The following is a 22,658-nucleotide window of genomic DNA, read 5'->3' on the forward strand; positions in this document are numbered from 1 at the left end:
CCTCAAGAAGCGAGAGTGTAGCTGTCGCCGGTGCGCAGGTCGACGCGCAGCGAGGGTATGTGCGGCACAAGCTCGGCAAGCATGTCGGGCGGACAGGAATGGCCAAGCGCCAGCGGCCGGCCGGCACCTTCCCAGATAGCGAGATTTCCTGACAGCGTCGGATGCGTCGGCATGCGGATCCAGCCGGCACGGCCAGCCGCATGCAACGCCTCGCCCGGCGAACCCGCAGGCAGATGGCCGGTGAGCAGGATGGGATAGCCGGCAACGTCGGCCAGCGGCAGAAGCATGGCTGACGGCCCGGCCTTGCCCATGCCGTCATCGGCGAGAAGCGGGCAGGCCGGCAAGGCGTCGCCGTCATGCCAGTCGGCGGCATCAGTCAGCCTCCGCTGCAACAGTGGCACCACCGCCGGATAGAGAGCCGACCTCGCCTCGATCTGAGCCGCGAGCGAGGCCCGCATGCTGGCGTGGATGGCGAAGGGTCCATCGAGTATGGCCATGAGCTCGAGCGAGCGGCCGGAAAGCGGCGTCGGCAGCAGGCAGCCACCGGGACGGGCAGCGACCCACTCGGCGATTGCCTGCGCGCGGGCTGCACCGCCGACCGGATCAGCGCCATAGGACGCATCGAACACCAGGAGATCGCAAGGCGGCATGGCGTCCATGACGAACACGCTGCTGTCCGGAACCACGTCGGCGGAATAGACAATCTTGCGGCTGCCGTCGTCGACCGTGAACCAGACTCCGCCGACGACATGGCCGGAACGGCCTGTCGCTATGCTCAGCCCATCAATGGTCAGGCTGTCGCCCGGCTCGAAGAGTTCTATCCGGTCCTTAAGAAGCGGAAAGCGCCTGAAGTCGTCCGGATCAGCATAGGCGCGCAGCGTTGCTGGGGCTTCATCGAGCGTCTCGGAAGTCATCAGGATGCGACCGCCATAGCCTTGCGAAAGCAGCCAGCTCAGCGCGCCGACATGGTCTTCATGGGCATGGGAAATCAGCACCGCGTCCAGCTCGTTGATACCGCCAGCAAGCACCGGGTAGTAGTCCGGGCCGGAAGCGCCGACCTTGATGCCGGCATCGAGCAGGATGCGCCGGCCGCCGCCTGAAATGGCAACGCTGGTGCGCCCCTTCTCACCAAAGCCTCCGCAGAGGTCGATATGCATGCTCATGCCGCAGCACCGGGGATCAGCCAACCGGAGGCGATGCGGACGCGCGCCCTGGCACCGGCCTCGAAGGGGTTGGGATCGGGCTGCTCGAAGTGCAGCAAAACTGAAGGGTCCGCATCTGGCGCCAACTCGATGCGCGCCACGCCACCCTTGTAGACGGCGCGCCTGACCGTGCCGTCGATGCCCGGCTCGCTCGAGGTGGCTGCCGAGATTTCCGGTGCGCGGCAGCATATCTTGGCGCCGGCGCGTGGCGCTTCATCAGGACGGCAGCGGACGACAACCTCCTGGCCGAGCACGCTGACCTTGATATGGCCGCCTTCGGCCGGGCTCAGCACCTGAGCTGGAATGACGATGCCTTCGGAGATGAAGGAGGCGACCATCTCGTTGGCCGGCTCACGATAGAGATCCCGGGGTGCTGCGAGCTGGGCCAGGCGGCCGTTGTCCATGACAGCGATGCGGTCGGCCAGCGCCATGGCCTCGGCCTGGTCGTGGGTGATGTAGACGATCGTCGTGCCGGTGCGTTTGTGGAAGGCAGCGAATTCGTCCTCCATGGCAGCACGCAGGTGGACGTCGAGATTGGCCAGCGGTTCGTCGAACAGCACCAGCGAAGGTGCAGCGACCAGGCAGCGGGCGAGCGCAACGCGCTGGCGTTGGCCGCCGGACAGATTGGCCGGACGGCGATCGCCAAAACCTTTGAGGTCGACCAGCGCCATGGCGTCCTCGACCCTGCGCTTGCGGGTCTCGGCATCGACTTTGGCGACCTTGAGCGAGTAGCCGATGTTTTCGGCAACTGTCATGTGCGGCCACAGCGCATAGTTCTGGAAGACGATGCCGACGCGCCGCTTCTCCGGCGGAACGCAGCCCTCGGCGGTGGAAACGACCTCGCTGCCGATGCGGATGTCGCCTGAGGTGACGTTCTCGAACCCGGCGACGAGGCGGAGCAAGGTGGTCTTGCCGCAACCCGATGGCCCCAGAACGGCGAGGAACTCCCCGTCCCTGACATCGATGGAGACGTCCTTGACGGCATCGAAATCGCCGAAGGTCTTGGTAACGCCGTTGATGGTCAGTCCCGCCATGGGAGCACTCCGCTGGGTAGGTGGGCGGCAAGCTGGTTTGCCAGCAGCATCAGGACGAAGGTTATCGCCACGGTGATCGCCGAAATTGCCGACGCGTAGTTGGAATCGCCGCCTTGCTCGAAGGAAAACATCAAGACGCCAATGGTCTCGGAACCGGACGACCACAGCAGCGCCGAAACCGTGAGCTCGCTGAGCGCTGTCATGAAGATGAGCAGCCCGCCGGCAAGTGCTGCCGGGGCGACGAGGGGAAAGATGATGGTGCGCATGCGGGTAAACAGACTCGCTCCGGCGACCCGCGCCGCTTCTTCGAGCGCTCTGTCGATCTGGTGGTAGCCAGCGATCGTTGGCCGCAACGCCAGCACCAGGAAACGGGCGAGATAGGCGTAGAGAATGATCCAGACGGTGTTGTAGATCTGGACGCCGGTGAACGGGATCGGCTTGAGGAACATCAGCAGGGACGCGATCGCCAGCACCACGCCCGGCAGGGCGTAGGGCAGCTCGACCGCTAGGTTCAGGTACTTGACCCACTTCTTGCCACTCCAGGCGACGAGATAGGCGACAGGGATGGCGACCAGCACGGCGAAGGCCGCAGCTGAAAAGGACAACACGAAGCTGTTGAGGAAGGCCCGCCGGGCCGCGCCATATTCGAACAGCACAAAGCGGTAGTTGTCGAGCGTGGCAGTGGCAGCGTTGAGCGGAATGCCGTAACCGGGCACCAGCGAACTCAGCAACAAGCCGAACAGCGGCAGGATCAGGATCAGTATGATCAGGCACCACATCATGACCTGCACCGGGATCCGCCACTTGCCGAGTTCGTAGGGCTCGGCAGCGAGCGACGTCGAACTGATGCGGTAGTCGCGGCGCCGGCTCATCACTTCCTGGGCAAGGATGCCCGCCATGGCGATCAGGCCAATCAACACCGACAGGAAAGCCGCGTCACCAAGCACGGCAGGGCCGCCGCCGGCGAGCCTCTGGTAGATCAGCGTCGGCAGCACGAGATAATTGGCGGGAATGCCGAGGAAGGCAGGAATGCCGAAATTGCCGACGCAGGAGACAAAGGCGAGCGCGGCCGCAGCAACGACCGACGGGGTCATCAACGGCAAGACGATGGTGTGCAGCACAGTGAACCATCCAGCACCACTGGCGCGAGCAGCCTCGACCAGTTCACGCGGCAGCTTCCTCAGCCCGGCGCGCACGAGCAGGAAGACCAGCGGCCCATATTGCACGCCAAGCAGCAGGATGATGCCCTCGGGCGAATAGAGCGGATTGCGGCTGCCGAGCGGCGGCGCGATACCCAGCATCTTGAGCAGCGGGCTTGCCGGTCCGAACAGTTGCAGCCAGGCAAGTGCGGTCACCTGCGGCGCGATCATCAGCGGCATGACGTAGCAGAGCACGAAGGCGCTGCGGCCGCGCACGTCGGTGAGGGTCACAAGCAGCGCGACCGACGTGCCGAGGATCACGGCGAGCGCGGTGCCGAAGAAGCCGACAACGAGCGTATTGCCCGTGGCGACCCAGGTCGTCGCGTTGGTCAAGCCTGAGCTGATCGCTGCGGTGGACAAGGTGCCGCCCGGCGCAAAGATCTCCTGGATCAGGCGCAGCATTGGCAGGATCGACAGCAGCACGATGAGTGCGGCGACCACCATCGTCATGGCCCATTCCTGGCCGCGACCCTGATTCAGCCTGACAGACATTTTTTCGGTTCCGGAAAACAGGGCGGCTCTCCCTTGCAAGGGTGCCGCGCGATACTGGCACATCAGCCAGTTCAAATCTGGAGAAACCCGGAAGGCCGAGGGCCTTCCGGGTTGAACAATCAGCCGCCGAACAGGCCGGAGAACTTGGCCTTGTCGGCTTCGATCTTCTCGACGATCGCCTTGACATTGAAGTTCATGACCTTGACCTCGACGCCTTCTGGCAGCCAGGCAGGCCGACCGACGGAGGGCTTGGCCGGCAGGTAACCCTGATCGAGCGCCAGCCTCTGGCCGTCATCGGAGAGAATGAAGTCGACGAACTGCTTGGCGGCCGCGACGTTCTTTGCCGTCGAAAGGATGGCCACCGGTTCGGTGACGGCGGGCACGCCCTCGGACGGGAAAACGAACTCGACCGGCGAGCCCTTGGCCTTGGCATTCATCGCCATGAAGTCGACCAGGATGCCGTAAGGCTTCTCGCCGCTCGCAACTGACTTCAGCACGGCACCATTGCCACGAACCGAAATGGTGTTGTTGGCCTTGAGCTTGTCGAAATAGTCCCAGCCATAGTCGGCATTGCCGGTGAAGCCGGAGAGCAGGTAAGCGGCGGCGCCGGAGTAGAGCGGGCTCGGCATGACGATGCCGTTGGCATAGGCAGGCTTGGCCAGATCGGCCCAATGCTCGGGCTTTTCGGCGGCGGCGGTGTTGTAGGCGATGCCTGTCGTGATCAGCTTGGAACCGAAGTACGTCTTGTCGGCGTCATAAGAATCCGCTGCAAAGCCGTCAAGCTTGGCCTCGGCATAAGGCATCAGACGGGCGTCCTTCTTCAGCAGCTCCATCGAGACAGCATCGGCGATCAGCAGGACGTCCGGCTGCGGGCTGTTTGCGGCAAACTCGGCGGCGAGCTTGGCGAGGATATCGCTGGTGCCCGAGCGGTAGACCTGCACGTCGACGTCGGGATGTACCTTCTTGAAGGCCTCGACGGTCTTGGTCGCATCGGCTTCCGGCTGCGAGGTATAAAGGGTCAACGTTTCAGCGCTGGCAGCTCCGGCAAAGAGCACCACGGCCAGGGCGAGCTGGCTTGCGGCCAGCCTGGCGAATGTCGTTTTCATGAAACCTCCTGTTGTGTCCACACATGGCAAGTCGGCTTCAGATCCGCGTGCCACGACCTCCCTACACAGCGCGTTTGACACTTGGGTGACGGAACGCTGACACATTTATGATATGATCATTTGTTGCATGTCAAATACAAATGAACATACTGCATTGCGAAATTTCTGACGTAAAAGGCGTCTCCGGCTGGACATCCAGCCCTTGCGCGAGACAGCAGAAACGCCATTGTTCAGAATCGTCATGGCGCTGCGGGAGAGACTGGACGGGGATGCGCACGAAGCAGGAAATGCCGGTCGAGCCAGGTGCCGCCATGGTCTCGTCCGATCTCACGGTGAAGACCGCTTGGCTCTATTATGTCGAAGGCCTGACCCAGGAGCAGATTGCCGACAAGCTGAAGGTGAGCCGGGTCAAGGTGATGCGCACGCTCGCCGCCTGCACGACCGACGGCGTGGTGGTGACGACAATCAACGCCCAGACCGCCAGGCAGGTCGAACTCGAGCGAGCTTTGGAAAAGCGGTGGGGCCTCGATGCCGCAATCGTCGTGCCGACCCCCTCCGACGACGAACATCTGGAACGGGCGATCGGCCACTCGGTGGCGCTTTATCTCGACCAGCAGATGCAGGACGGCATGACGCTGGCGATTGGCGGCGGGGCCACATTGCATTCCAGCATCGGCTTCCTCAGCCGCAGGCACCTCAAGGGTGCGAGCGTCGTTGCTCTCGTCGGCAGCCTGCCGCACTCGCAGTGGATCAACCCGTCGACGGTGGCTGCCAGGGTGGCCGAGGCCTTCGACGTCGACAGCTATCAGATCACCGCGCCTGTCATCACCCACAGCCCAGAACTGCGGGACCTGTTGTGGGCCCAGCCGGAATTGCTTGACGTACGCAAGCGCGCGGCCAAAGCCGATGTCGCCCTGCTGACCGTTGGTGAGATGTCGGCCAACGCCACCATCTTCAGACACGGCATCGTGCCGCAATCCTTCGTCGCCCCGCTCAAGGCCAAGGGCGCTGTCGCCAACATGTTGTGTTACTTCATCGACGCCGACGGCAGGATGGTCGACCACGAGGTCAATGACAGGGTCATGGCGATCGATCTCGAGGCCGTCAGCGCCGTGCCGAACCTGGTCCTTGCCGCCGGCGGCAAGCGCAAGATCCCGGCCATTCGCGCCGCCCTTGCCGCCGTCAACGCCAATGTGCTGATCACCGACAGCGACAGCGCAGCAGCGCTGACCTAGCTGTCCTGCGGGCAGCGGCTTAGAGCAGCCCTCTTTCGCGCAGAAAATCCTCGATGCCGACATGGGTCATGGCCTCGAATTCGGCGATGGCCTCGGCCATCTTCCGGCGCTGCGCGGCGAGCAAGGTGAAGACCTGGCGCATTTCACCGGAGACGCCGAACCGGCCCCAGCGCTCGGCGATATGGCTGGGAAGGCCGATATCGGCACAGAAGGCTTCGAGGCTGCCGTAGCCGAGTTCCGTGACAAAAGCCCTCGCCGCCTCGGGCGACATGCGCTCTTCGACGGCGTGGTCATGCAGCCGCTGCGCGATAAGCCTGACGTCGGAAGGCGACGCCCTCATGACCTTGCTGACCAGGGAACGGACATTCTCCGGGTTGAAATCAGGCATGGGACCTCCAATGGTGGCAAAGCTATCCGGTTCGTCCGGCGGCTCGTCGAGCAAGCCGCCATTCGCGATCATGCAGGTCACGCCGGTGGATGACAAGCACGGCAGGCATTTGTAGCTCAGGGCGCTTCGATCATCCGCCTTGCGCTGTGTTCATCGGTGATCAGCACCGTCGGCTTGACCAGCTTCATCGCGCCGAGCAGCGCGTCGATCTTGTCTGAGCCACCCGAAGTCAGGATGCGTAACGGCGCACGCAGGATGCGGTCGACATCGACCGACATGCCGAGCTGGTTGATGGGATGGTCGACAAGCTTGCCGGCGCGGTCGAAGAAATGGAACAGAAGATCGCCGACCGCGCCCTTGGCAGCCAGCTTCTCGCGCTCGGCCTCGGTGAGGAAGCCGCCGCGATAAAAGGTCGAGGCCGAGGCAATGTCGCCGACGCTGACCAGCACCGCATCAAGCGAATCCGCGAGTGCAAAGACCTCGGACAGTCCGCAGCGCTCGATGAGCGCACGCTTGGTCTCGACGCTGTCGACCACGGCTGGGGCCGGAATGAGATAGCCGTCACCCTGGAAGGCCTGGGCAAAACGCCAGGCGAATTCGGCCGGGTTGGTGCGGCGTGCGACGCCAACGCCGCCGAGCAGCGAGATGACGCGGAAATCATTGAGTGGCTTGCCGCTGATGTAGGGCAAGGTGCCAGTGAGCGTGCGGCCCCAGCCGACGCCGACGGACATGCCCGACTTCATCGCCTCGGACAGATACGCGCCGGTTGCCGCTCCAATCGTCGGGATCGGATCCGAGCCCTCCCCCGAGAGCGGTGCGACGATGGCCCGCTGCACGCCGAACTTCTGCTCCAGCGCCCGCTCCTGGCGGACGATCTCGGACAGGTCACCTTCGATGGCAATCTTGATCTCGTTGCGCAGGCGCGCCTCGGCGAGCATGCGCACGACGGTGACGCGTCCGACGCCGAGCACCTCGGCGATGTCGTTCTGGGTCATCTGTTCGATGAAGTACATCCAGGCGGCGCGGACGCGCAGGCGGTCAGCCCGGCTGTCGGTCGGGGAACCCTCGACATCCTGAGGTGTCTCGGCGGCACGCGATTTTCCACCCGACCCTTTGACACCCTTGCTCACGCCATTCCCCCCGTTTCATTTCACATCACTTTTCAAGGAACCGAGGCAAGGTCAAGCGGCGAGGTGTCGCGATTGAATTGCACCCCGTGCAAAAGAGTGCTGCAATGCCTCGAGTCTGCGGCTTCGTCATGTAACCGCAGCGGCAGCCAGGGAATGCATGAGATGCTGAGAAGTCTTTCGGAAGATGTTGTCGTCAACATCAAGGATCGCCTCCGCGACATGCGCCATCTTGTCCGCTCCAGCCGCCACGACAATCCCGGCGGACCACGCCGGCCACAGATGGCCGAGCCGTTTGCGCCCCCGGCCGAGATCGAGCGCCTGCTGGGCCGTGCGGCAAGCGTGGTCGACGACACGCTGACCGTCGCCGAAACGGTTTCGCGCACGCTGCTGCCGATGGTGCGCACCGGTGACAGCGCCCGGCTGCATGGCTTCGACACCTATTTCGCAACCGGGCGCTCGGCCCCGGTCGAGGGCGAGCGCTTGTTCCGCCGCGATCTTTATGCAGCTTTCAAGGCCATGCCACGAAAGGCAGCCGGCGATGGATTGCCGCTTCACGAAGCAGGTTTCAGCCAGGCGCATCTGGCCGTCCGCAAGAAGCATGGCGGTTTGCTCACCGCCATGCACATGGCGAGCCCGGAGAGCCGGCTTGAAGCCGTCGCTGCCGTTGCCGCCGCAACGTTTGTCGAACTGCTTGCCTGCCAGCCCCTGTCTGGCGACGAGGCAATGGCACCTGCTCTCGTGCCGCTTGCGCCGATGGTTCTTGCCTCTGCCATCTTGACGCTGTCGCCGTCAGGCATGAGTGACGCCGACCTGCTGGAGGCCACCGGTCTGGCGGCGGACGCCCGCCGCGAGCGCATCCTGCGCGCACTCGACAGCGCCGAACCCATCAAGGAGCTTGGCGCCGTCTTCCGGGTGCTGCTCGCACATCTGCCCTGATCCGGCTAGCCGCCGAGCTCGGCTATCCGCTTCTTGGCGCGCTGGATCGAGGCCGGGCTCATCGACAGCTCGGTCAAGCCCATGCGCAGGAATTCCGGGATCAGGTCCGGCCGCCCGGCCGCCTCGCCGCACATGCCGACCATGATGCCCGCCGCTGCCCCTGCCCTTGCCGTCATCTCGATCGCCGACATGACAGCGACATTGGTCACGTCGTTGAGCTTGGCGACAGTCGGGTTCAGCCGGTCGGCGGCCATGATGTACTGGGTCAGGTCATTGGTACCGATGGAGAAGAAGGCGACTTCTTTCGCCAGCGCCGGCGCAATCAGAACCGCAGCCGGCGTCTCGATCATGACGCCAAGCTGAAATTCGCCGAAGGCTACCTTCTCCGCCGCAAGTTCGGCCTTGCAGGTTTCGATCAGCGCGCGCGTGGCGCGCACTTCCGCCACGTCGGCGACCATCGGCAGCATCACCTTGACGTTGCCATGGACGGCTGCGCGCAACAGCGCTCGCAGCTGCGGCTTGAAGATGTCGGGCCGGTCAAGGCACATGCGAATGCCGCGCCAGCCGAGGAACGGGTTCTCCTCCGGAGGAAACTCGATGCCGGAGATCGGCTTGTCGCCACCGATGTCGAGCGTGCGCACGATAACAGGATGAGGCGCGAAGGCCTTGGCCAGCGCCGCGTAGGTCTCGGCCTGCATATCCTCGGATGGCAGGTGCATATGGCGCATGAACAGAAGCTCGGTACGGAACAGGCCGACGCCCATGGCCCCCGCCTCGCGAGCAGCGTCTATCTCTTCCAGCGAGCCGATATTGGCAGCCACTTCGATGACCGTGCCGTCGGCGCGACGCGGGGTGGTATCGCGGAACGCCTTCAGCGCCTCGCGTTCGCGGGCCGCCTCGTCGATGCGGGCGCGGAAACGGTCGAGCACCGCACCATCGGGGTCGCCGACGACATGACCACGATGGCCATCGAGCGCGATCTCGCGTGCCTTGGCGAGTTCATGCACCTGCGCGCCCATGCCGAGCACGGCAGGAATGCCATGGGCGCGGGCGATGATGGCGATGTGGGATGTAGCTCCGCCATGGCCGCAGACGATGCCGCCAATGCGCTTGAGCGGTGCGCGTGCCAGGTCCCATGCGCCGATGTCCTCGGCGATCAGGATCGCCCCCTTGGGAATGTCGTCGAGGCTGATGTCGGCCTGGCCGAGCAGCGCCAGGCAGATCTGGCGGCCGACCGCCTGCACGTCATCGGCGCGGGCGTTGAGATAGGGGTCGTCGACCTGACCGAACTGCGCGGCAATCTTGGCGGCGGCCCCGATAACCGAGGTGACCGCGTCGCTGCCGGTGTTGATGGTGGCGACAACTTCGTCGCGCAGTTCGTCGTCAGCGGCTATGTCGCGCAGCGCGGCGATGATGCCACGGTCGTTCGCCGACAGCGTGGCCGATGCCAGCGAGGCGTTCATGCGCGCCTGCACGGCTTCGACGGCCTCCGCGAAGCGAGCCAGTTCAGCGTTGATGTCGCCGGACGAAAGCGTCCGGCGTTCCGGCTTGATCTCCGGAGGGAAGTGAGCGAAGGCGGCACCGACGGCATATCCCTCGCTGGCGGCAACACCCTTCAATGCACCTGATACCTCTTCCTCGAATGCTGCCGGCTTGGTTGGCTCGACCTTCAGGGTCACGCCAGCGGCAGAGGCAGCATCCGGCTCAGCCGGTGCCTGCTCCTCTGTGAGGCCAGCGAGCGGGTTTTCGAGATAGCCGACCAGTGCTTCCACAGCCTCTATCTCGTCAGCACCCCTTGTGCGGATCGTGACCTCGTCGTTTTCCTTGACGGCAAGCAGCATCAGCTTGACCGCGCTCTTGGCGCTGGCCGACTTGCCATCCTTGATGATCTCAACCTCGCTCTCGAAGCTCTTGGCGAGCTTGACGAAGCGGGTCGCGGGCCGGGCATGCAGCCCTTCATGCACTCTGACGATCGTCGAGCGTTCCATAGGCAGGTCTCTTGTTCCAGTTCAGTATGACGGGCGTGGCACGCGGCGATCAGCGGCCGATGGTAATGGCAGCGCCGGTCTTGAGGGCAGCGACCAGCACTCCGCCTTCGACCGCCGAGGCGCAGATTTCGCCTGGCCGCTCGGCAGCGGCAGCGCCGTTGAAATTGATGACCACGTGGCCGATCTCGCGCACCTTGTTCCAGGCGCTGTCACCCATGGCGGTGATGGTGCCCTGGAGTTCGCCAATGGCTATTGACGCGCCGACGGCGGGCGCCGCGTCGCTTGGCCCGACTTCGGCTTTGTGCAGCACCGACACCTCGGCCAGTTCCGGCGGAGCGCCGTCAGCGAACAGGATCAGCACGCCGCCTTCGGCCAGCTCTGCCACTTCCGGTCCGATTGCCGTGATGTGCGTCTTGAGATGAACCGACATGATCGAAGCCTTTCTATGGAATCCAGGCCGATATGCCTGCCTGGACGATGTTCGGTGCCGGCCTGAACCGGCGATTGAAGATGCCCGGCGGCAGCATGTGCCGCCGGGCAAGGGGTATCAGAACACGACCAGGCTGACCGCCCAGGCGATGAGCACCGACACCGGGCCCATAATCTGGCGGCTGATCAGAACGGCGGGAACGCCGATCTCGATGGTCTTCGGCTTGGCCTCGCCGAGGGCCAGGCCGACCGGGACGAAGTCGCAGCCGACCTGGGTGTTGTAGGCAAACAGCGCCGGCAGTGCCATCGCCGGCGAGATCGTGCCGTTGGCGATCTGCGGGCCGATGATCGCCACGCCGATGACCTGGGCGATGACCGCACCTGGCCCCAGAATTGGTGACAGGAACGGCAGGCCGCAGATGGCCGAGATGACCAGCAGGCCGACGATGTTGTTGGCCAGCGGTCCCATCGGTTGGGCAAGCACGTCGCCGATGCCGGTGTACAGGATCAGGCCGATCAGCATCGTCACGAACGCCATGAACGGCAGCACGTTGCGGACGACCTGGTCGATGGTACGGCGGCCGGCATTGAAGAAGATGTTGACGACGCGGCCCATGACGCGGCCTACGCTGGCGATCAGGTTGATGAACCCGCCATCATTGGTCGGCACGGGGGCTGCCTTGGCCGCCGTCGCGAACGAGGTGTTGTTCGCGTTGGAGGCAGAACCTGCCGATGTCACTGCTTCCGAACCGTCGGCCATGGTGATGTCGCTTTCCTTGACGCCCGACACGTAGATGTCCTCGGTGATGAACTGGGCGAGCGGACCCGCCTGCCCCACCGGGGTGAGGTTGACGGTAGGAATGCGCTTGCGCGGATAGACCCCGCAGCGCGCGGTGCCGCCACAGTCGACGACCACCACCGCCATCTCGCCTTCGACCGGCGGCGACTTGAAGCCGTCGACGGCTTCGGCGCCGGTCATCTCGGCGATGCGCGCAGCGACCGGGTGAATGCCGCCACCGGTGACGGAGACGACCTTGTTGCGTTCCGGCGTCGGCTGGACGACCAGGGGACCGCCCCAGCCGCTTTTGCCGCGGGAAATCTTGACTGCCTTGTAAGACTTGGCCATGTGCCCCTCCCCGCCCTTACAGCTCGACGCCCTGGCGGCGTGCCATGATTGCGGTGATGCGCTCGGTCAGCATGCCCTTGAGCAGGATGACGACGAGGCCGACGATGGCGTACCAGATGGCGACCTGGATGTGATAGCCGCCGGGAACAGCGCCCTTCTTCTCAAGCTCGAGCAGAGCCACGAGGATGCCGCCCCAGACGAAGTATTCGCCCGGATTGATGTGCGGGAACAGGCCGAGAGGTGGATGCACATAGGACACCGCCGCATCGTAGAAGGCGGGCTTGTGCTTTTCTTCAAGGAATGAGCCGAAGGTGTAGGCCATCGGATTGGTCAGGAAGAATACCGAGATCAACGGCAGAACCGTATATCGGGTCAGCGCGATGCGGCCGGCGCCGCGAGCGATGCCATGCACCCTCTCCTCGCCGACCAGTTCGGTCAGCGCGTAGAAGGCCGTCATCAGCACGACGAGCGTCGGGATGATGCCGGTGACGAAGCCGGCGAAGACCTCGCCGCCCTTCTGGAAGATGCCGATGAAGTATTTGCCGATGCTGGTGAGCCAGCCGAGCTGCTCCTCCTGGGCAACGGTGTTGAGCTTTTCCTTGAACTGCTCAACGGTCAGGTCGCCGCTCGCCTGGGCGAGCACGACGAGATCATTGGTTGCTCCCTTGACGGCGAGCTTGCCGTGAATTGCAGCATCCGTGGCCATCGAACCCGCGACGTGCAGGTTCTGGACGGCCATATCGGCGTGCTGCGCCAACATAGATAGGACTGACATTTCTCCTCCTTGATATCCTCACCCAAGAGATCGCGCCCGAAGGTGCAGTTCCCTACGTACCCACTGGCTTGAGGCCGGCGAGGCCGGGCCCCTTTGGCTCGAGCCGCGTACGATCGACCTGCTCGACCGCCTTCTTCACGGCTTCCGCCACACCGGCTTCCCCCTCTCCCAGTACAGCGGGATTGGACCGGAGCTGATCGAGGGAAATTCCCTCCAGATTTTCATGACGCTTGAACTTGGCGAAGACCGAACGCCCGGTCATGGTCAGCACGCGCTGGACTTTGAGGTCCGGCGTGACCACGATCAGCGCGATCGTCCCCTTGCCGAGGCGGCCGCGACAATTGCCGGCGCCGACATAGCCATCCTGGTACTTGGCCGTGATGCCCTTGAAGACATCGGCGTAGTGCCGCATCTGGATCCACACGCCAAGCGACTGTAGCGCCCAGACGACGCCCAGAAGCAGCAGTCCCCACTGCCAGATTGCCATAAGGCTCCTCCTCCCGAAGTCCTCCGGAGCGGCGATATGCTGAGCCGCTCACATATCAATCAAAGAACATTTGTCTTTACGAATGTCAATATGTATAACTTTTGGGCACCTCCGCATGGTGGTTTCGATCCACAGCGGCATTTGGCATTTTGCCTGCCGATGGTATCTTCGGGCAGGGCAGGAGCACTGCGACGATGGACCTGATCTTCAAGAACGAGCTGGCGCTAGTGCCCGACCTCCGCCACAGGCTCAGGCAGCTGCGCTGGTTCCGCACGACCTTCCGCAACAGTGCGCGTGCCATCACCGCCCGCTATGGCATCCGCTTCGACATCGACGAGAAGAGACTGACGCGCATCTTCCTCGACTGGGTCGAGATCGTAAACGCCCAAAAATCATATGCACAACTCGACCGCGCCGACTTCATCGTCTACGCCGCCGGCCTCGCGCTCAAGGAACTGATCAAGCAAGCTCCAGTGCAAGTCGACAATGCGCGGCCTCAGGATGCGTCGACACCGGCGCATGCCATTCCCGAAATCGTAAGGTTCTGGCCGGAGGGTTTCGTCTACACGAACTTCTGCGTCTGCTCGATTGCCGTGCTGTTCGAACAGGAGTTCGGCGAAGCCCCTGCCCTCGACGCCTGCGCCGACGACCTCAGGACCTGGTGGTCCTATAAGGAGAACACGGCGGAGATGCCGAGCTATGCTGTCGCCTATCTCGACCGCTTCCTTGGCGCCGAGCCCAACTGGCTCGCCCCCGACCTGCCCGAAGAGCGCAGCGCCATTCAGCGCGCGCTTCAGGCGTCACTGCGGCGCGAGGCGATCGACCAGGACTAGATCTTAAACCATCCGCGGCTGTGGCGCGGCATGGCCGCAGCAGCCTCATTTCGACAAACCATGGCCTGAGCGCCGCATATCTTCCTGGAGTTCGACTTGCCCAACGACAGCCTGGTGATTTTCGATTGCGACGGGGTTCTGGTCGACAGCGAACCGCTGGCCGCCCTTGCCTATGTGCGCGCCTATGCCAAGAACGGGCTCAAGATCGAGGCAGAGGTGATTTCGCATTGCGTCGGCATGAAGCAGGCCGACATCATCGCCAAGATCCACCAGCTCACCGGCCATTTGCTGCCCGACGACGCCACCGACGATATCTGGGGTGAGACCAGGGCTCTGTTCACCGAACAGCTGGCATCGACACTCGACATCGCAGCGTTCCTGTCCAGGCTGGCTGTCGCCCGCTGCGTCGCTTCGTCCTCATCGGTCGAGCGCATCAACCACAGCCTCGAGGTCACCGGCCTCGCGCATTATTTCGGTCCCTCGATCTTCAGCTCGTCGATGGTCAAGAACGGCAAACCGGCGCCCGACATTTTTCTCTATGCCGCAGAGAAGATGGGCTTCTCGGCCGAACGTTCGGTCGTCATCGAGGACTCGCGCTACGGCGTTCAGGGCGCGGTAGCAGCCGGCATGACGGCGATCGGCTATGTCGGCGGCGGCCACACCCATGACGGCCATGGTCCTGAGCTCATGGCCGCGGGTGCATCTGCAGTCTGCAGCAGCTGGGACGAGGTTTCAGCCGAGTTGCGCAAGCGCGGGTTCGTCTGACGACGACCGCACCCGTCGCTATCTCATGCGACCGTAGTCGCGCATCACAGCGACCAGTTGGTCATGCGGCATGGCCTGGATGCGGAAGCGATCGAAGGGCGTGCCACCGGCATCCTCGGCTGCCAGCATGGCATTGACGACGGCTTCCTCCACGCTGTCGACGGTGGCCGCATAGACCGGATCCAGCTTCTCGTCATTGACGATCTCCAGGCTCAGCTTTGCCGGCGCATGATGCGCCATGGGCTGCGGGTTGGCGGTCGAGAAGGCCAGGAAGATGTCGCCGGAGTTGTTGCCGCCGGGCGTGCCGCCACGGCCGATGCCAATAGCGGCGCGCCGCGCCAGGCGCTGCAACTGATGTGGCGCCATCGGCAGGTCGGTGGCGACGACGACGATGATCGACCCGCGTTCGGCGAGCTGGCTCTGTGGCGTGCCGTCGCGCATGTGTTCGCCGACGGGTACGCCCCTGATCGTCAGCCAGTCGCGCTGGCCATGATTGGCCTGGACCAGGGTGCCGATCCTGTGCTCGCGGCCGCCGAATTCGATGATGCGCGACGACGTGCCTGTCCCACCCTTGAAGCCGTAGGTGACCATGCCGGTGCCGCCGCCACAGTTGCCTTCCTGGACCGACCCCGATGACAGGCTGTCGAGGGCGACCCTGACGTCCGCCTCGGTTAGTGGCAGGCCGTTGATGTCGTTCAGCACGCCATCGTAGGTCTCGGCAATGACAGGCATGATCCAGAGGAAGTTGTCCGTGTCATAGGTCGAGGCATAGCGCTCCAGCATCCATTTCACGGTCGCGTGATGGGCCATGCCGACGGCATGGGTATTGGTGATGACTACGGGACCGAGGAAGTAGCCGCCATCCTCGATCCAGTGGGTGCCGGTCATCTCGCCGTTGCCGTTGAAGCGGTGGACACCGGCATAAACCGGCATTGGCGTCGGCGAAGCCGCGTGCGGCAGGATCGCGGTCACGCCAGTGCGCACCGGGCGCTTGCGGCCGGGCCTCGGGGCATCCTCGAGTATCGTCTTGAACCCGACGCCGATGCCGTCGACGTCGGTGATGGCGTTGAGCGGGCCTGTCCGGCCTGGAAACGGCAGGCCAAGGTCGCGGGCTCGGGCCTTGGCAGTGGGGGATTTCATTCTGGTCATGGGGGTCATTTCTGCCGAGAGCGCAGGTAGAGGCCAAGCGAGGCCACGACGAAGGAAAAGGTGAGCATCATCACAGCTATGGCGTTGATCTCGGGCTTGATGCCTCGTCGCAGCATGGCAAAGATGAACATCGGCAGCGTCGTTACGTCGACGCCCGCGATGAAGTAGGTGATCACGAGGTCATCCATCGAGATGATGAAGGCGAGCAGCGCGCCGCCGATGATGCCTGGCAGCAATTGTGGGAACACCACCTTGCGGAATGTAACCCACTCGTTGGCGCCGAGATCGGCGGAGGCGTTTTCGAGCGTGCGGTCCATGCCGGCAAGACGCGCCGACACGACGATGAAGACATAGGAGATCAGGAAGGTGCACTGGCCGATGATGATCGTTTTCAGTCCGAGCGTGATCCCTGAATTGACGAAGAAGATCAGTAAGGCGATGCCGAGCACGATGTCGGGCATCAGCATCGGCATGAACATCACAGTGCGATAGAAGCGCTTGCCGAAGAAGGCGAAACGATAGAGCGCAATGGCGATGGCGGTCCCGAACACGGTGGCGATCAAAGTGGTGGACGTTGCGATGATCAGGCTGTTCCAGACCGCCTGGACGAGTTGGTCAGTTGATTCGATGTAAAGGGCATTCTCCGAGATCGTCGTCTTGAAGCCCAGGACCTGAGCGTACCACTCGGTGGTGAAGCCGCTCCACGTCATCATGTTCACGGGATTGGAGTTGAACGAATAGACGGCGATCAGCACCAGGGGGATGTAGATAAACGCGAAAAACAGCGCGGTGTAGGCAACCAGGCTACCGCGGAAGAGAAAGCGGGTAATCTTCATCTTCAGCCCCTCAATTTGTGGCGTCAGCGCCGCGGCGACCGGACGCGACGACATAGATGAAGAGCAGCACCAGCATCACGCTCATCACCATCATCGCCAGGGCCGACCCGAAGGGCCAGTTGCGGGCAGACAGGAACTGCTGCTCGATGAGATTTCCCAGCATCATCACCTTGGCGCCACCGAGAACCGCGGGAACGACGAAGTTCCCAAGCGCCGGGATGAAGACGATGATGGCGCCACCGGCAATACCAGGAGCGGTCAGGGGCAAGATGATGCGGACGAAAGTTCGGATCGGCCCCGCGCCGAGATCGAGCGACGCGCGCACCAGCGTCCAGTCGAGTTTTTCGACGCTGGCATAGATGGGCATGAACATGAACGGGATGAAGACGTAGACCATTCCGAGCACGATCGCACCGTCGGTGTAGATAAGCTCGAGCGGCCGGGTGATGAGGCCCGTCGCAAGCAACGCTTCGTTGACGATTCCGGTCTGGCGCAGGATCAACACCCAGATGAACAGCCGCACGATCAGGCTGGTGAAGAACGGCAGCGTGATGAGGAAAAGGCAGAAATTCCTCCAGCGCTCCGAAAGCCGCGCAATGCAGAAGGCTGCGGGATAACAGACGACCAGGGTGGCGACGACGGTAAGGGCCGCGATCTTGAGCGAGCGCAGGAAGATCGAGAGGTAGACCGGGTCGAAGACCTCGAAGGCCGGATCGGCGAAACCGAGGATGCGGCCATAATTATGCGGATAGAAGGTCCACTCCACCCCGCCATAGAGGCCGGGGGCGAGGAAGCTGGTGACGATCATGATCGCCAGCGGGCCCAGGAAAAAGACCGCGAAGAACAGCGTCACCGGGGCAAGCAACAGTGCCAGTTGAACGCGGCGGCGACCGGCGAGAGACATCTCAGATGCCATCGGCGTCGCACCTGATGAGATGAACCGCGGAAGGATCGTAAGACAGCCGCGCCTTGCGAAGCTGCTCGACCTCGCCGATGAAACTGCGCCGGCCGGCGGGAATTTCAGCAACGACCTTGCGGCCCTCGACCGTGTGGCCGAACAGCTCGAATGAGGATCCGACGAAGACGATCTGCTCGACCTCGACGTCGAGGAAAGGATAATCCCGGCCCTCCCCCGAAATGAAGAACTGTTCTGGGCGGATCAACGCCTTGGCCTTGCCTGACACTTTCCCAAGCGACGGCAGGTGGCGGATCGCGAGGCCGTCGCCGGTCAGCAACCAACCATTGTCCAACTGGCCTTCGAAGAGATTGCTGGCGCCGACGAAGGTGGCGACGAAACTGTTTGCCGGGCGATCATAGATGTTGCGCGGGGTGTCGAGTTGCTGAATGCGGCCGCCGGAAAGAACAGCGACCCGATCCGACATGGTCAGCGCTTCCTGCTGGTCGTGCGTGACGAAGATGAACGAGATGCCGAGCTCGCTCTGCAGCGTCTTCAGCTCGATCTGCATCGACTGGCGAAGGTTCTTGTCCAGTGCCGACAGCGGCTCATCGAGAAGCAGCAGTTTTGGCCGGGCGATGATGGCGCGGGCGAGCGCCACGCGCTGCTGCTGGCCACCGGAAAGCTGGCGTGGCCGCCGGCCTTCCATGCCGGCGAGGCCGACCATGTCGAGTGCAGCGGCGACCTGCTTGTGGCGCTCGGAATTGGCGACGCCCGCAACCTCAAGCGCGTAGCCGGTGTTCTCGCCGACTGTCATGTGCGGAAACAGCGCATAACTCTGGAAGACGGTGTTGACGGGCCGGCGATAGGGCGGCCGTGTCGTCATGTCCACGCCGTCGATCAGGATGCGTCCGGCATCGAGTTCGACGAAGCCACTGATCGCCTGAAGCAAGGTCGTCTTGCCACAGCCCGAGGGACCGAGAAGCGTCAGGAACTCGTTGCGATCGACATCGAGGTCGATCTTGTCGAGCGCGGTCACGCTTTGACCTTCCGGCGTGGGGAAGGTCTTTGCCGCTCCCTCTAGCCGGACAATGGAATCTCGCATCTGCCGTTCCCCGAATTGTTATTCAAATAACTCTTGTGCGATTGAGAGATTTGGATACCATTTGGTCATCCAAGTCAACGGCCACCAGAAGCCGTAGCCGGAGCACTCGAAGGCCGGCCTGCAATGGGCAGACAACCAACAGAGGAGAATTCGATGAGGATCACGAACCATGCCCTCGCGGGCACCGGGCCGACCAGGCGGGGCCTGTTGGCGCAAGTTGCCGCGGTCTCGATCGCGGCTGTCATCACTACAATCGCGCCGGCCAGCGCTGCCGAACTCAACATCTACAACTGGGGCGAATACATCAATCCGGCGGTGCTGAAGAAGTTCGAGGACGAGACCCAGATCAAGGTCAACCTGTCGACCTACTCGTCAAACGAGGAAATGCTGGCAAAGATCCAGGGCGGCGCCACCGGCTACGACATCGTCTTTCCATCGGTGCACATGCAAGACATCATGGCCAAGCTCGACCTGCTCGAGAAGACCGACATCAACACTTATGAAGGGTTCAAGAACATCGATCCGGCGTTCATGCGCGCCAAGAGCGACCCGAAGGGCGAGTACTGCCTGCCCTATGCATTCGGCTCGGTGGGCATCTTCTACAACCGTAAGATCCTCGGCAAGGACATCACCGGCTGGAAGGACCTGATCGCCACTGTCGAGGCCAAGGGCCTGAAGTTCACCCTGCTCGACGACATGCGCGAGGTGCTTGCCGTTGGCCTCATCCTCAACGGCCACAAGGTCAATTCGACCGATCCCGACGAGCTTCAGCAGGCCGCCGATACCATCATCGCGATGAAGCCTGATGTCGCTGCCTTCACCTATGACACGCGCCCCATGGTGCAATCGGGCGACGTCGCGGCGGGACATTTCTTCGTCGGCGCGATGGTGGACGTTTTCGGCAACACTGCCGACCTCGGCTATGTGATCCCGGAAGAAGGCGCGACCATGTACCAGGAGGACATCTGCATCCTGAAGTCCGCGCCCAACAAGGAAAACGCGCTTAAATTCATGCAGTTCTACACCCGCCCGGAGGTCGCCGCGCTCAACGTTTCGCAACAGACAAACGGCACCGCGAACGTCCCGGCGCGGCAATTGACCCCCGACAACATCAAGAATAGCAAGGAGATCAATCCTTCACCCGAAACGATGCAGCGGCTGCAGATTTTCGAGGATCTCGGACCTGGCCTGCGTCAGCTTGACAGGGTCTGGACCAAGGTGAAGACAGCGCAATAGCTGCCCCGCAAGGCGGTTGGCCGGAGAGGACATGGCGCAGCGAATCCTGAAGCTCGTGCAAGGCGAGGAGCTGAGACGGTCGAAATCCGACAAGCTGATCGCCAACTATATCGAGCGCAACCTGGCGGAAATTCCGTTCGAGACGGCGCGATCCATCGCTACCCGTCTCGAACTGTCACCGATGACCGTCGGACGCTACCTCCGCCGCATGGGCTTCGACGGTCTCGACCAGCTGAAGCATGAGCTGCGGCGCGGCAGCTCCAATCCTGCCTGGCAGGTCAAGGGGCCGGTCGACCGTTTCAGGGAAGACATTCGCGAGGGCAAGCTGCTCGCCGGCCTCATCCAGCAGCAGATCGACAATCTCGGACGGATCTATGAACTGACAGCTGCTCCAGAGTGGCAGCAGACGATCGACGCGCTGGTTTCGGCAAGCGAAGTCTATGTCGCGGCCTACCAGAATGTTCGCGGCATCGCCCAGTATTTCGCCAGCCAGCTGTCCTACACGCGGCCACGCGTGCAGTTCGTCGACGGGCTCAACGGCACCTATTCCGAACTTCTCGACGGTTCGGTCGAAGGCCGTGTGCTGTTCCTGCACGACGTCAGGCGCTTTGCCGCCAAGGCTCGCCCGCTTGCGATGGAGGCACGTCGCATGGGGGTAAAGGTCGTGCTGTTGACCGATGAGTTCTGCCCGTGGGGACCGGAGGTTTCCGATATATGCCTCGTCGTGCCCGGATCGCACGGCCCGCTTTGGGACGGCTCGGCAACGATCATCGCGGTGATGGACCTGATGCTGAGCAACATCATCGTGCTGCTTGGCGATGAGGTCGGCGAACGCGTCGACCTGCTGACGCGGTTGCAGAATACTTTTGGCGACTTTGAAAGCTGATCCGGCGAGCCGGAACGCAAAATCCCCGCGCCGGCAGCACGGGGACTTTGCAACTGCGCTAGGCGCGCACCATTTCCAGCAGGATTTTCAGCACCTGCTCACGCCGCTCGACCTGCGGCATGTGGCCGGTGGCCGGGAAGACATGCAGCGCAACCTCGCCAGGGAGCCCCTGCGACTGGCTTGCCGGGATGATCCGGTCGTTGGCGCCGACGATGACACGAACCGGAATGCGCAAGGCCGCCAGAAGCCCTCTGATGTCGAAGGTCTGGGTGCCGTCGGCGAAGAAGCGGTCCGATATCTCGGCCTGCGATGTCCGCAGCTCGATATCGGTTGCCTGCGCCAGCGTTGCGTTGACGAAAGGCTTCGACAGAACCTGCTCGTCTGATACCAGCTGGCGAAGCCATGGCATCAGGCTTGCCTCGCTCCTTGCCCGCACGAAACCCTGCAGGAAGGCGCCGTTGATCTCGGGGCCGAGGCCTGCAGGTGCGATCAGCGCCAGTGCACGGACGTCGGCATGGCCACGCGCCGCAACAGTCGCCGCCACGGCCGCACCGAAGGAATGACCGACCAGCAGCAGCGGACCGACATCAAGCGCCGTCAGCGTTGCCTCGACATCGCAGGCGATAGCGTCGAGATCGGCAGGAGTCTGGCGCGGCGATGCGCCATGTCCGGGAAGATCGAGCGCCAAAAGCGGCGCGTCGACGGGACCGGCGGCCAGCATAGGCCGCCAGCTGTTGAGGTCGGCACCAAAGCCATGGATCAGAACGATCGGTCGCCCTTCACCTTGTCGTAGCCAGGCGAAGTTGAGCGGTGCCGCGCCAGCGGACCGCTGTGGCGCCGACCGCGGCTGGGAGGATGCCGGCGGCCTGGAAACAGTGGGAGCGGGCTTGGCCGGAGCAGGTGCTTCCAGCTTCGGCAAAGCGATTGCTGTCTCGACGTCCTTGCGCATGACGCGGCCCCGTGGGCCCGATCCAACGATGGCATCGAGCTTCAAGCCAGCTTCCGCCGCGAGGCGGCGGGCCAACGGCGTGGCGCGGGTGCCATTCGACAGCGCATTGGAGGCGGGCTTCGCCGGCGAGACATCAGCCAGAGCGGATGGAGCTGCCGGGACCGGCACAGCAGGTACGACTTCCGGCGCGGCCTTGGCCTCGACAGGCGCGTCCTTTACCGGCTTGCCGGCTTCACCTTCGGCATAGATCCAGGCAACGGCTTCGCCGACGGGGATGTCAACGCCTTCCTTACCCGAGATTTCGCGGATGATACCGGAGGCCGGCGCATCGATTTCCATCGCCGCCTTGTCGGTTTCGATCTCGAACAGCAGGTCGCCTTTCTTGACCATAGCGCCTTCGTCGACGTACCAGCGCGAAATGCGTCCGGTCGCCATGTCCATGTCGACCTTGGGCAGGATTACTTCGACCGGCATGGC

The 22,658-nt window shown here is 63.3% G+C and carries 22 protein-coding genes; 6 read left to right on the forward strand and 16 right to left on the reverse strand.

Translation table 11 applies throughout. The features are described from left to right. Nucleotides 1-2 precede the first annotated feature (2 nt). From DY201_RS27010 to DY201_RS27025, 4 genes are all read right to left on the reverse strand, one after another. Complete coding sequence (locus tag DY201_RS27010; protein WP_425358771.1) at nucleotides 3-1,163, reverse strand: MBL fold metallo-hydrolase; 1,161 nt, start codon at nucleotides 1,161-1,163, stop codon at nucleotides 3-5. Then, nucleotides 1,160-2,236 (reverse strand): ABC transporter ATP-binding protein, encoded by a 1,077-nt coding sequence (locus DY201_RS27015; RefSeq protein ID WP_115734420.1) that lies wholly within the window; start codon nucleotides 2,234-2,236, stop codon nucleotides 1,160-1,162. Before DY201_RS27015 ends, DY201_RS27010 begins: the two co-directional genes overlap by 4 nt. Beyond that, complete coding sequence (locus DY201_RS27020; RefSeq protein ID WP_115734421.1) at nucleotides 2,224-3,927, reverse strand: ABC transporter permease; 1,704 nt, start codon at nucleotides 3,925-3,927, stop codon at nucleotides 2,224-2,226. Before DY201_RS27020 ends, DY201_RS27015 begins: the two co-directional genes overlap by 13 nt. A gap of 119 nt (nucleotides 3,928-4,046) precedes the next feature. After that, nucleotides 4,047-5,033: an ABC transporter substrate-binding protein gene (locus DY201_RS27025; protein ID WP_115734422.1), complete on the reverse strand. Its 987-nt coding sequence runs from the start codon at nucleotides 5,031-5,033 to the stop codon at nucleotides 4,047-4,049. A 269-nt stretch (nucleotides 5,034-5,302) separates the two neighbouring features. Between DY201_RS27025 and DY201_RS27030 the strand changes: the two genes are divergently transcribed. Further along, the gene (locus tag DY201_RS27030) at nucleotides 5,303-6,268 is read left to right on the forward strand and encodes a sugar-binding transcriptional regulator (protein ID WP_245432187.1); all 966 of its coding nucleotides are present in this window, start codon (nucleotides 5,303-5,305) and stop codon (nucleotides 6,266-6,268) included. 19 nt (nucleotides 6,269-6,287) lie between these two features. Here DY201_RS27030 and DY201_RS27035 read toward each other — a convergent pair whose 3' ends face one another. After that, nucleotides 6,288-6,656 (reverse strand): hypothetical protein, encoded by a 369-nt coding sequence (locus DY201_RS27035; protein WP_115734527.1) that lies wholly within the window; start codon nucleotides 6,654-6,656, stop codon nucleotides 6,288-6,290. Nucleotides 6,657-6,772: 116 nt separating this feature from the next. Further along, on the reverse strand, nucleotides 6,773-7,786 hold the full coding sequence (locus DY201_RS27040) for a sugar-binding transcriptional regulator (RefSeq protein ID WP_115734423.1): 1,014 nt from the start codon (nucleotides 7,784-7,786) through the stop codon (nucleotides 6,773-6,775). A gap of 162 nt (nucleotides 7,787-7,948) precedes the next feature. Between DY201_RS27040 and DY201_RS27045 the strand changes: the two genes are divergently transcribed. Further along, nucleotides 7,949-8,722: a hypothetical protein gene (locus DY201_RS27045; protein WP_131922469.1), complete on the forward strand. Its 774-nt coding sequence runs from the start codon at nucleotides 7,949-7,951 to the stop codon at nucleotides 8,720-8,722. Nucleotides 8,723-8,727: 5 nt separating this feature from the next. Here DY201_RS27045 and ptsP read toward each other — a convergent pair whose 3' ends face one another. The 5 genes from ptsP to DY201_RS27070 form a co-directional block, all read right to left on the reverse strand. Next, nucleotides 8,728-10,710: a phosphoenolpyruvate--protein phosphotransferase gene (ptsP, locus tag DY201_RS27050; RefSeq protein WP_115734425.1), complete on the reverse strand. Its 1,983-nt coding sequence runs from the start codon at nucleotides 10,708-10,710 to the stop codon at nucleotides 8,728-8,730. A gap of 49 nt (nucleotides 10,711-10,759) precedes the next feature. After that, complete coding sequence (locus tag DY201_RS27055) at nucleotides 10,760-11,140, reverse strand: PTS glucitol/sorbitol transporter subunit IIA (protein WP_115734426.1); 381 nt, start codon at nucleotides 11,138-11,140, stop codon at nucleotides 10,760-10,762. A gap of 117 nt (nucleotides 11,141-11,257) precedes the next feature. Continuing rightward, nucleotides 11,258-12,265 (reverse strand): PTS glucitol/sorbitol transporter subunit IIB, encoded by a 1,008-nt coding sequence (gene srlE, locus DY201_RS27060; protein ID WP_115734427.1) that lies wholly within the window; start codon nucleotides 12,263-12,265, stop codon nucleotides 11,258-11,260. A 16-nt stretch (nucleotides 12,266-12,281) separates the two neighbouring features. Then, nucleotides 12,282-13,040 (reverse strand): PTS glucitol/sorbitol transporter subunit IIC, encoded by a 759-nt coding sequence (gene srlA / locus DY201_RS27065; protein ID WP_115734428.1) that lies wholly within the window; start codon nucleotides 13,038-13,040, stop codon nucleotides 12,282-12,284. 52 nt (nucleotides 13,041-13,092) lie between these two features. Next, nucleotides 13,093-13,527: a transcriptional regulator GutM gene (locus DY201_RS27070; RefSeq protein WP_115734429.1), complete on the reverse strand. Its 435-nt coding sequence runs from the start codon at nucleotides 13,525-13,527 to the stop codon at nucleotides 13,093-13,095. Nucleotides 13,528-13,721: 194 nt separating this feature from the next. Here DY201_RS27070 and DY201_RS27075 point away from each other — a divergent pair, with 194 nt between their 5' ends. Further along, on the forward strand, nucleotides 13,722-14,360 hold the full coding sequence (locus tag DY201_RS27075) for a hypothetical protein (RefSeq protein ID WP_115734430.1): 639 nt from the start codon (nucleotides 13,722-13,724) through the stop codon (nucleotides 14,358-14,360). A 96-nt stretch (nucleotides 14,361-14,456) separates the two neighbouring features. Continuing rightward, the gene (locus tag DY201_RS27080; protein WP_115734431.1) at nucleotides 14,457-15,125 is read left to right on the forward strand and encodes an HAD family hydrolase; all 669 of its coding nucleotides are present in this window, start codon (nucleotides 14,457-14,459) and stop codon (nucleotides 15,123-15,125) included. A gap of 18 nt (nucleotides 15,126-15,143) precedes the next feature. Here DY201_RS27080 and DY201_RS27085 read toward each other — a convergent pair whose 3' ends face one another. Genes DY201_RS27085 through DY201_RS27100 form a run of 4 tightly spaced genes read right to left on the reverse strand, consistent with a single transcriptional unit; the run spans nucleotide 15,144 to nucleotide 19,110 of the window. Next, nucleotides 15,144-16,274, reverse strand: coding sequence for a DmpA family aminopeptidase (locus DY201_RS27085; protein WP_115734432.1), 1,131 nt, complete (start codon nucleotides 16,272-16,274; stop codon nucleotides 15,144-15,146). 5 nt (nucleotides 16,275-16,279) lie between these two features. Next, nucleotides 16,280-17,110, reverse strand: coding sequence for an ABC transporter permease (locus tag DY201_RS27090; RefSeq protein ID WP_115734433.1), 831 nt, complete (start codon nucleotides 17,108-17,110; stop codon nucleotides 16,280-16,282). A gap of 10 nt (nucleotides 17,111-17,120) precedes the next feature. Next, complete coding sequence (locus DY201_RS27095) at nucleotides 17,121-18,014, reverse strand: ABC transporter permease (protein WP_115734434.1); 894 nt, start codon at nucleotides 18,012-18,014, stop codon at nucleotides 17,121-17,123. Between the two features lies 1 nt (nucleotide 18,015). Next, nucleotides 18,016-19,110, reverse strand: coding sequence for an ABC transporter ATP-binding protein (locus tag DY201_RS27100; protein ID WP_115734435.1), 1,095 nt, complete (start codon nucleotides 19,108-19,110; stop codon nucleotides 18,016-18,018). Nucleotides 19,111-19,263: 153 nt separating this feature from the next. On the opposite strand from DY201_RS27100, the gene DY201_RS27105 reads away from it, so the two are divergent. Both DY201_RS27105 and DY201_RS27110 read left to right on the forward strand, forming a co-directional pair. Next, nucleotides 19,264-20,346 carry a polyamine ABC transporter substrate-binding protein gene (locus tag DY201_RS27105; protein ID WP_115734436.1) on the forward strand — a complete coding sequence of 361 codons (1,083 nt, stop codon included), beginning with the start codon at nucleotides 19,264-19,266 and terminating at the stop codon, nucleotides 20,344-20,346. 31 nt (nucleotides 20,347-20,377) lie between these two features. Then, nucleotides 20,378-21,232 carry a MurR/RpiR family transcriptional regulator gene (locus DY201_RS27110; RefSeq protein ID WP_115734437.1) on the forward strand — a complete coding sequence of 285 codons (855 nt, stop codon included), beginning with the start codon at nucleotides 20,378-20,380 and terminating at the stop codon, nucleotides 21,230-21,232. A gap of 58 nt (nucleotides 21,233-21,290) precedes the next feature. Here DY201_RS27110 and DY201_RS27115 read toward each other — a convergent pair whose 3' ends face one another. Next, a complete protein-coding gene (locus DY201_RS27115) occupies nucleotides 21,291-22,655 on the reverse strand; it encodes an acetoin dehydrogenase dihydrolipoyllysine-residue acetyltransferase subunit (protein ID WP_115734438.1) in 1,365 nt (454 codons plus the stop codon). Between the last annotated feature and the right edge of the window lie 3 nt (nucleotides 22,656-22,658).

The sequence above is a fragment of the Aminobacter aminovorans genome (assembly GCF_900445235.1).
Classification (GTDB): Bacteria; Pseudomonadota; Alphaproteobacteria; order Rhizobiales; family Rhizobiaceae; genus Aminobacter; species Aminobacter aminovorans.

Excerpts from the sequence above, each read along its gene's own strand:
- DY201_RS27090 (WP_115734433.1), bottom strand. The coding sequence starts at position 17,110 with ATGAAGATTACCCGCTTTCTCTTCCGCGGTAGCCTGGTTGCCTACACC.
- DY201_RS27105 (WP_115734436.1), top strand. The coding sequence starts at position 19,264 with ATGAGGATCACGAACCATGCCCTCGCGGGCACCGGGCCGACCAGGCGG.
- DY201_RS27070 (WP_115734429.1), bottom strand. The coding sequence starts at position 13,527 with ATGGCAATCTGGCAGTGGGGACTGCTGCTTCTGGGCGTCGTCTGGGCG.
- DY201_RS27045 (WP_131922469.1), top strand. The coding sequence starts at position 7,949 with ATGCTGAGAAGTCTTTCGGAAGATGTTGTCGTCAACATCAAGGATCGC.
- DY201_RS27025 (WP_115734422.1), bottom strand. The coding sequence starts at position 5,033 with ATGAAAACGACATTCGCCAGGCTGGCCGCAAGCCAGCTCGCCCTGGCC.
- srlA (WP_115734428.1), bottom strand. The coding sequence starts at position 13,040 with ATGTCAGTCCTATCTATGTTGGCGCAGCACGCCGATATGGCCGTCCAG.
- DY201_RS27020 (WP_115734421.1), bottom strand. The coding sequence starts at position 3,927 with ATGTCTGTCAGGCTGAATCAGGGTCGCGGCCAGGAATGGGCCATGACG.
- DY201_RS27085 (WP_115734432.1), bottom strand. The coding sequence starts at position 16,274 with ATGACCAGAATGAAATCCCCCACTGCCAAGGCCCGAGCCCGCGACCTT.
- DY201_RS27100 (WP_115734435.1), bottom strand. The coding sequence starts at position 19,110 with ATGCGAGATTCCATTGTCCGGCTAGAGGGAGCGGCAAAGACCTTCCCC.
- DY201_RS27015 (WP_115734420.1), bottom strand. The coding sequence starts at position 2,236 with ATGGCGGGACTGACCATCAACGGCGTTACCAAGACCTTCGGCGATTTC.
- DY201_RS27035 (WP_115734527.1), bottom strand. The coding sequence starts at position 6,656 with ATGCCTGATTTCAACCCGGAGAATGTCCGTTCCCTGGTCAGCAAGGTC.
- DY201_RS27010 (WP_425358771.1), bottom strand. The coding sequence starts at position 1,163 with ATGAGCATGCATATCGACCTCTGCGGAGGCTTTGGTGAGAAGGGGCGC.
- DY201_RS27095 (WP_115734434.1), bottom strand. The coding sequence starts at position 18,014 with ATGTCTCTCGCCGGTCGCCGCCGCGTTCAACTGGCACTGTTGCTTGCC.
- DY201_RS27115 (WP_115734438.1), bottom strand. The coding sequence starts at position 22,655 with ATGCCGGTCGAAGTAATCCTGCCCAAGGTCGACATGGACATGGCGACC.
- DY201_RS27055 (WP_115734426.1), bottom strand. The coding sequence starts at position 11,140 with ATGTCGGTTCATCTCAAGACGCACATCACGGCAATCGGACCGGAAGTG.
- DY201_RS27030 (WP_245432187.1), top strand. The coding sequence starts at position 5,303 with ATGCGCACGAAGCAGGAAATGCCGGTCGAGCCAGGTGCCGCCATGGTC.
- DY201_RS27110 (WP_115734437.1), top strand. The coding sequence starts at position 20,378 with ATGGCGCAGCGAATCCTGAAGCTCGTGCAAGGCGAGGAGCTGAGACGG.
- DY201_RS27075 (WP_115734430.1), top strand. The coding sequence starts at position 13,722 with ATGGACCTGATCTTCAAGAACGAGCTGGCGCTAGTGCCCGACCTCCGC.
- ptsP (WP_115734425.1), bottom strand. The coding sequence starts at position 10,710 with ATGGAACGCTCGACGATCGTCAGAGTGCATGAAGGGCTGCATGCCCGG.
- srlE (WP_115734427.1), bottom strand. The coding sequence starts at position 12,265 with ATGGCCAAGTCTTACAAGGCAGTCAAGATTTCCCGCGGCAAAAGCGGC.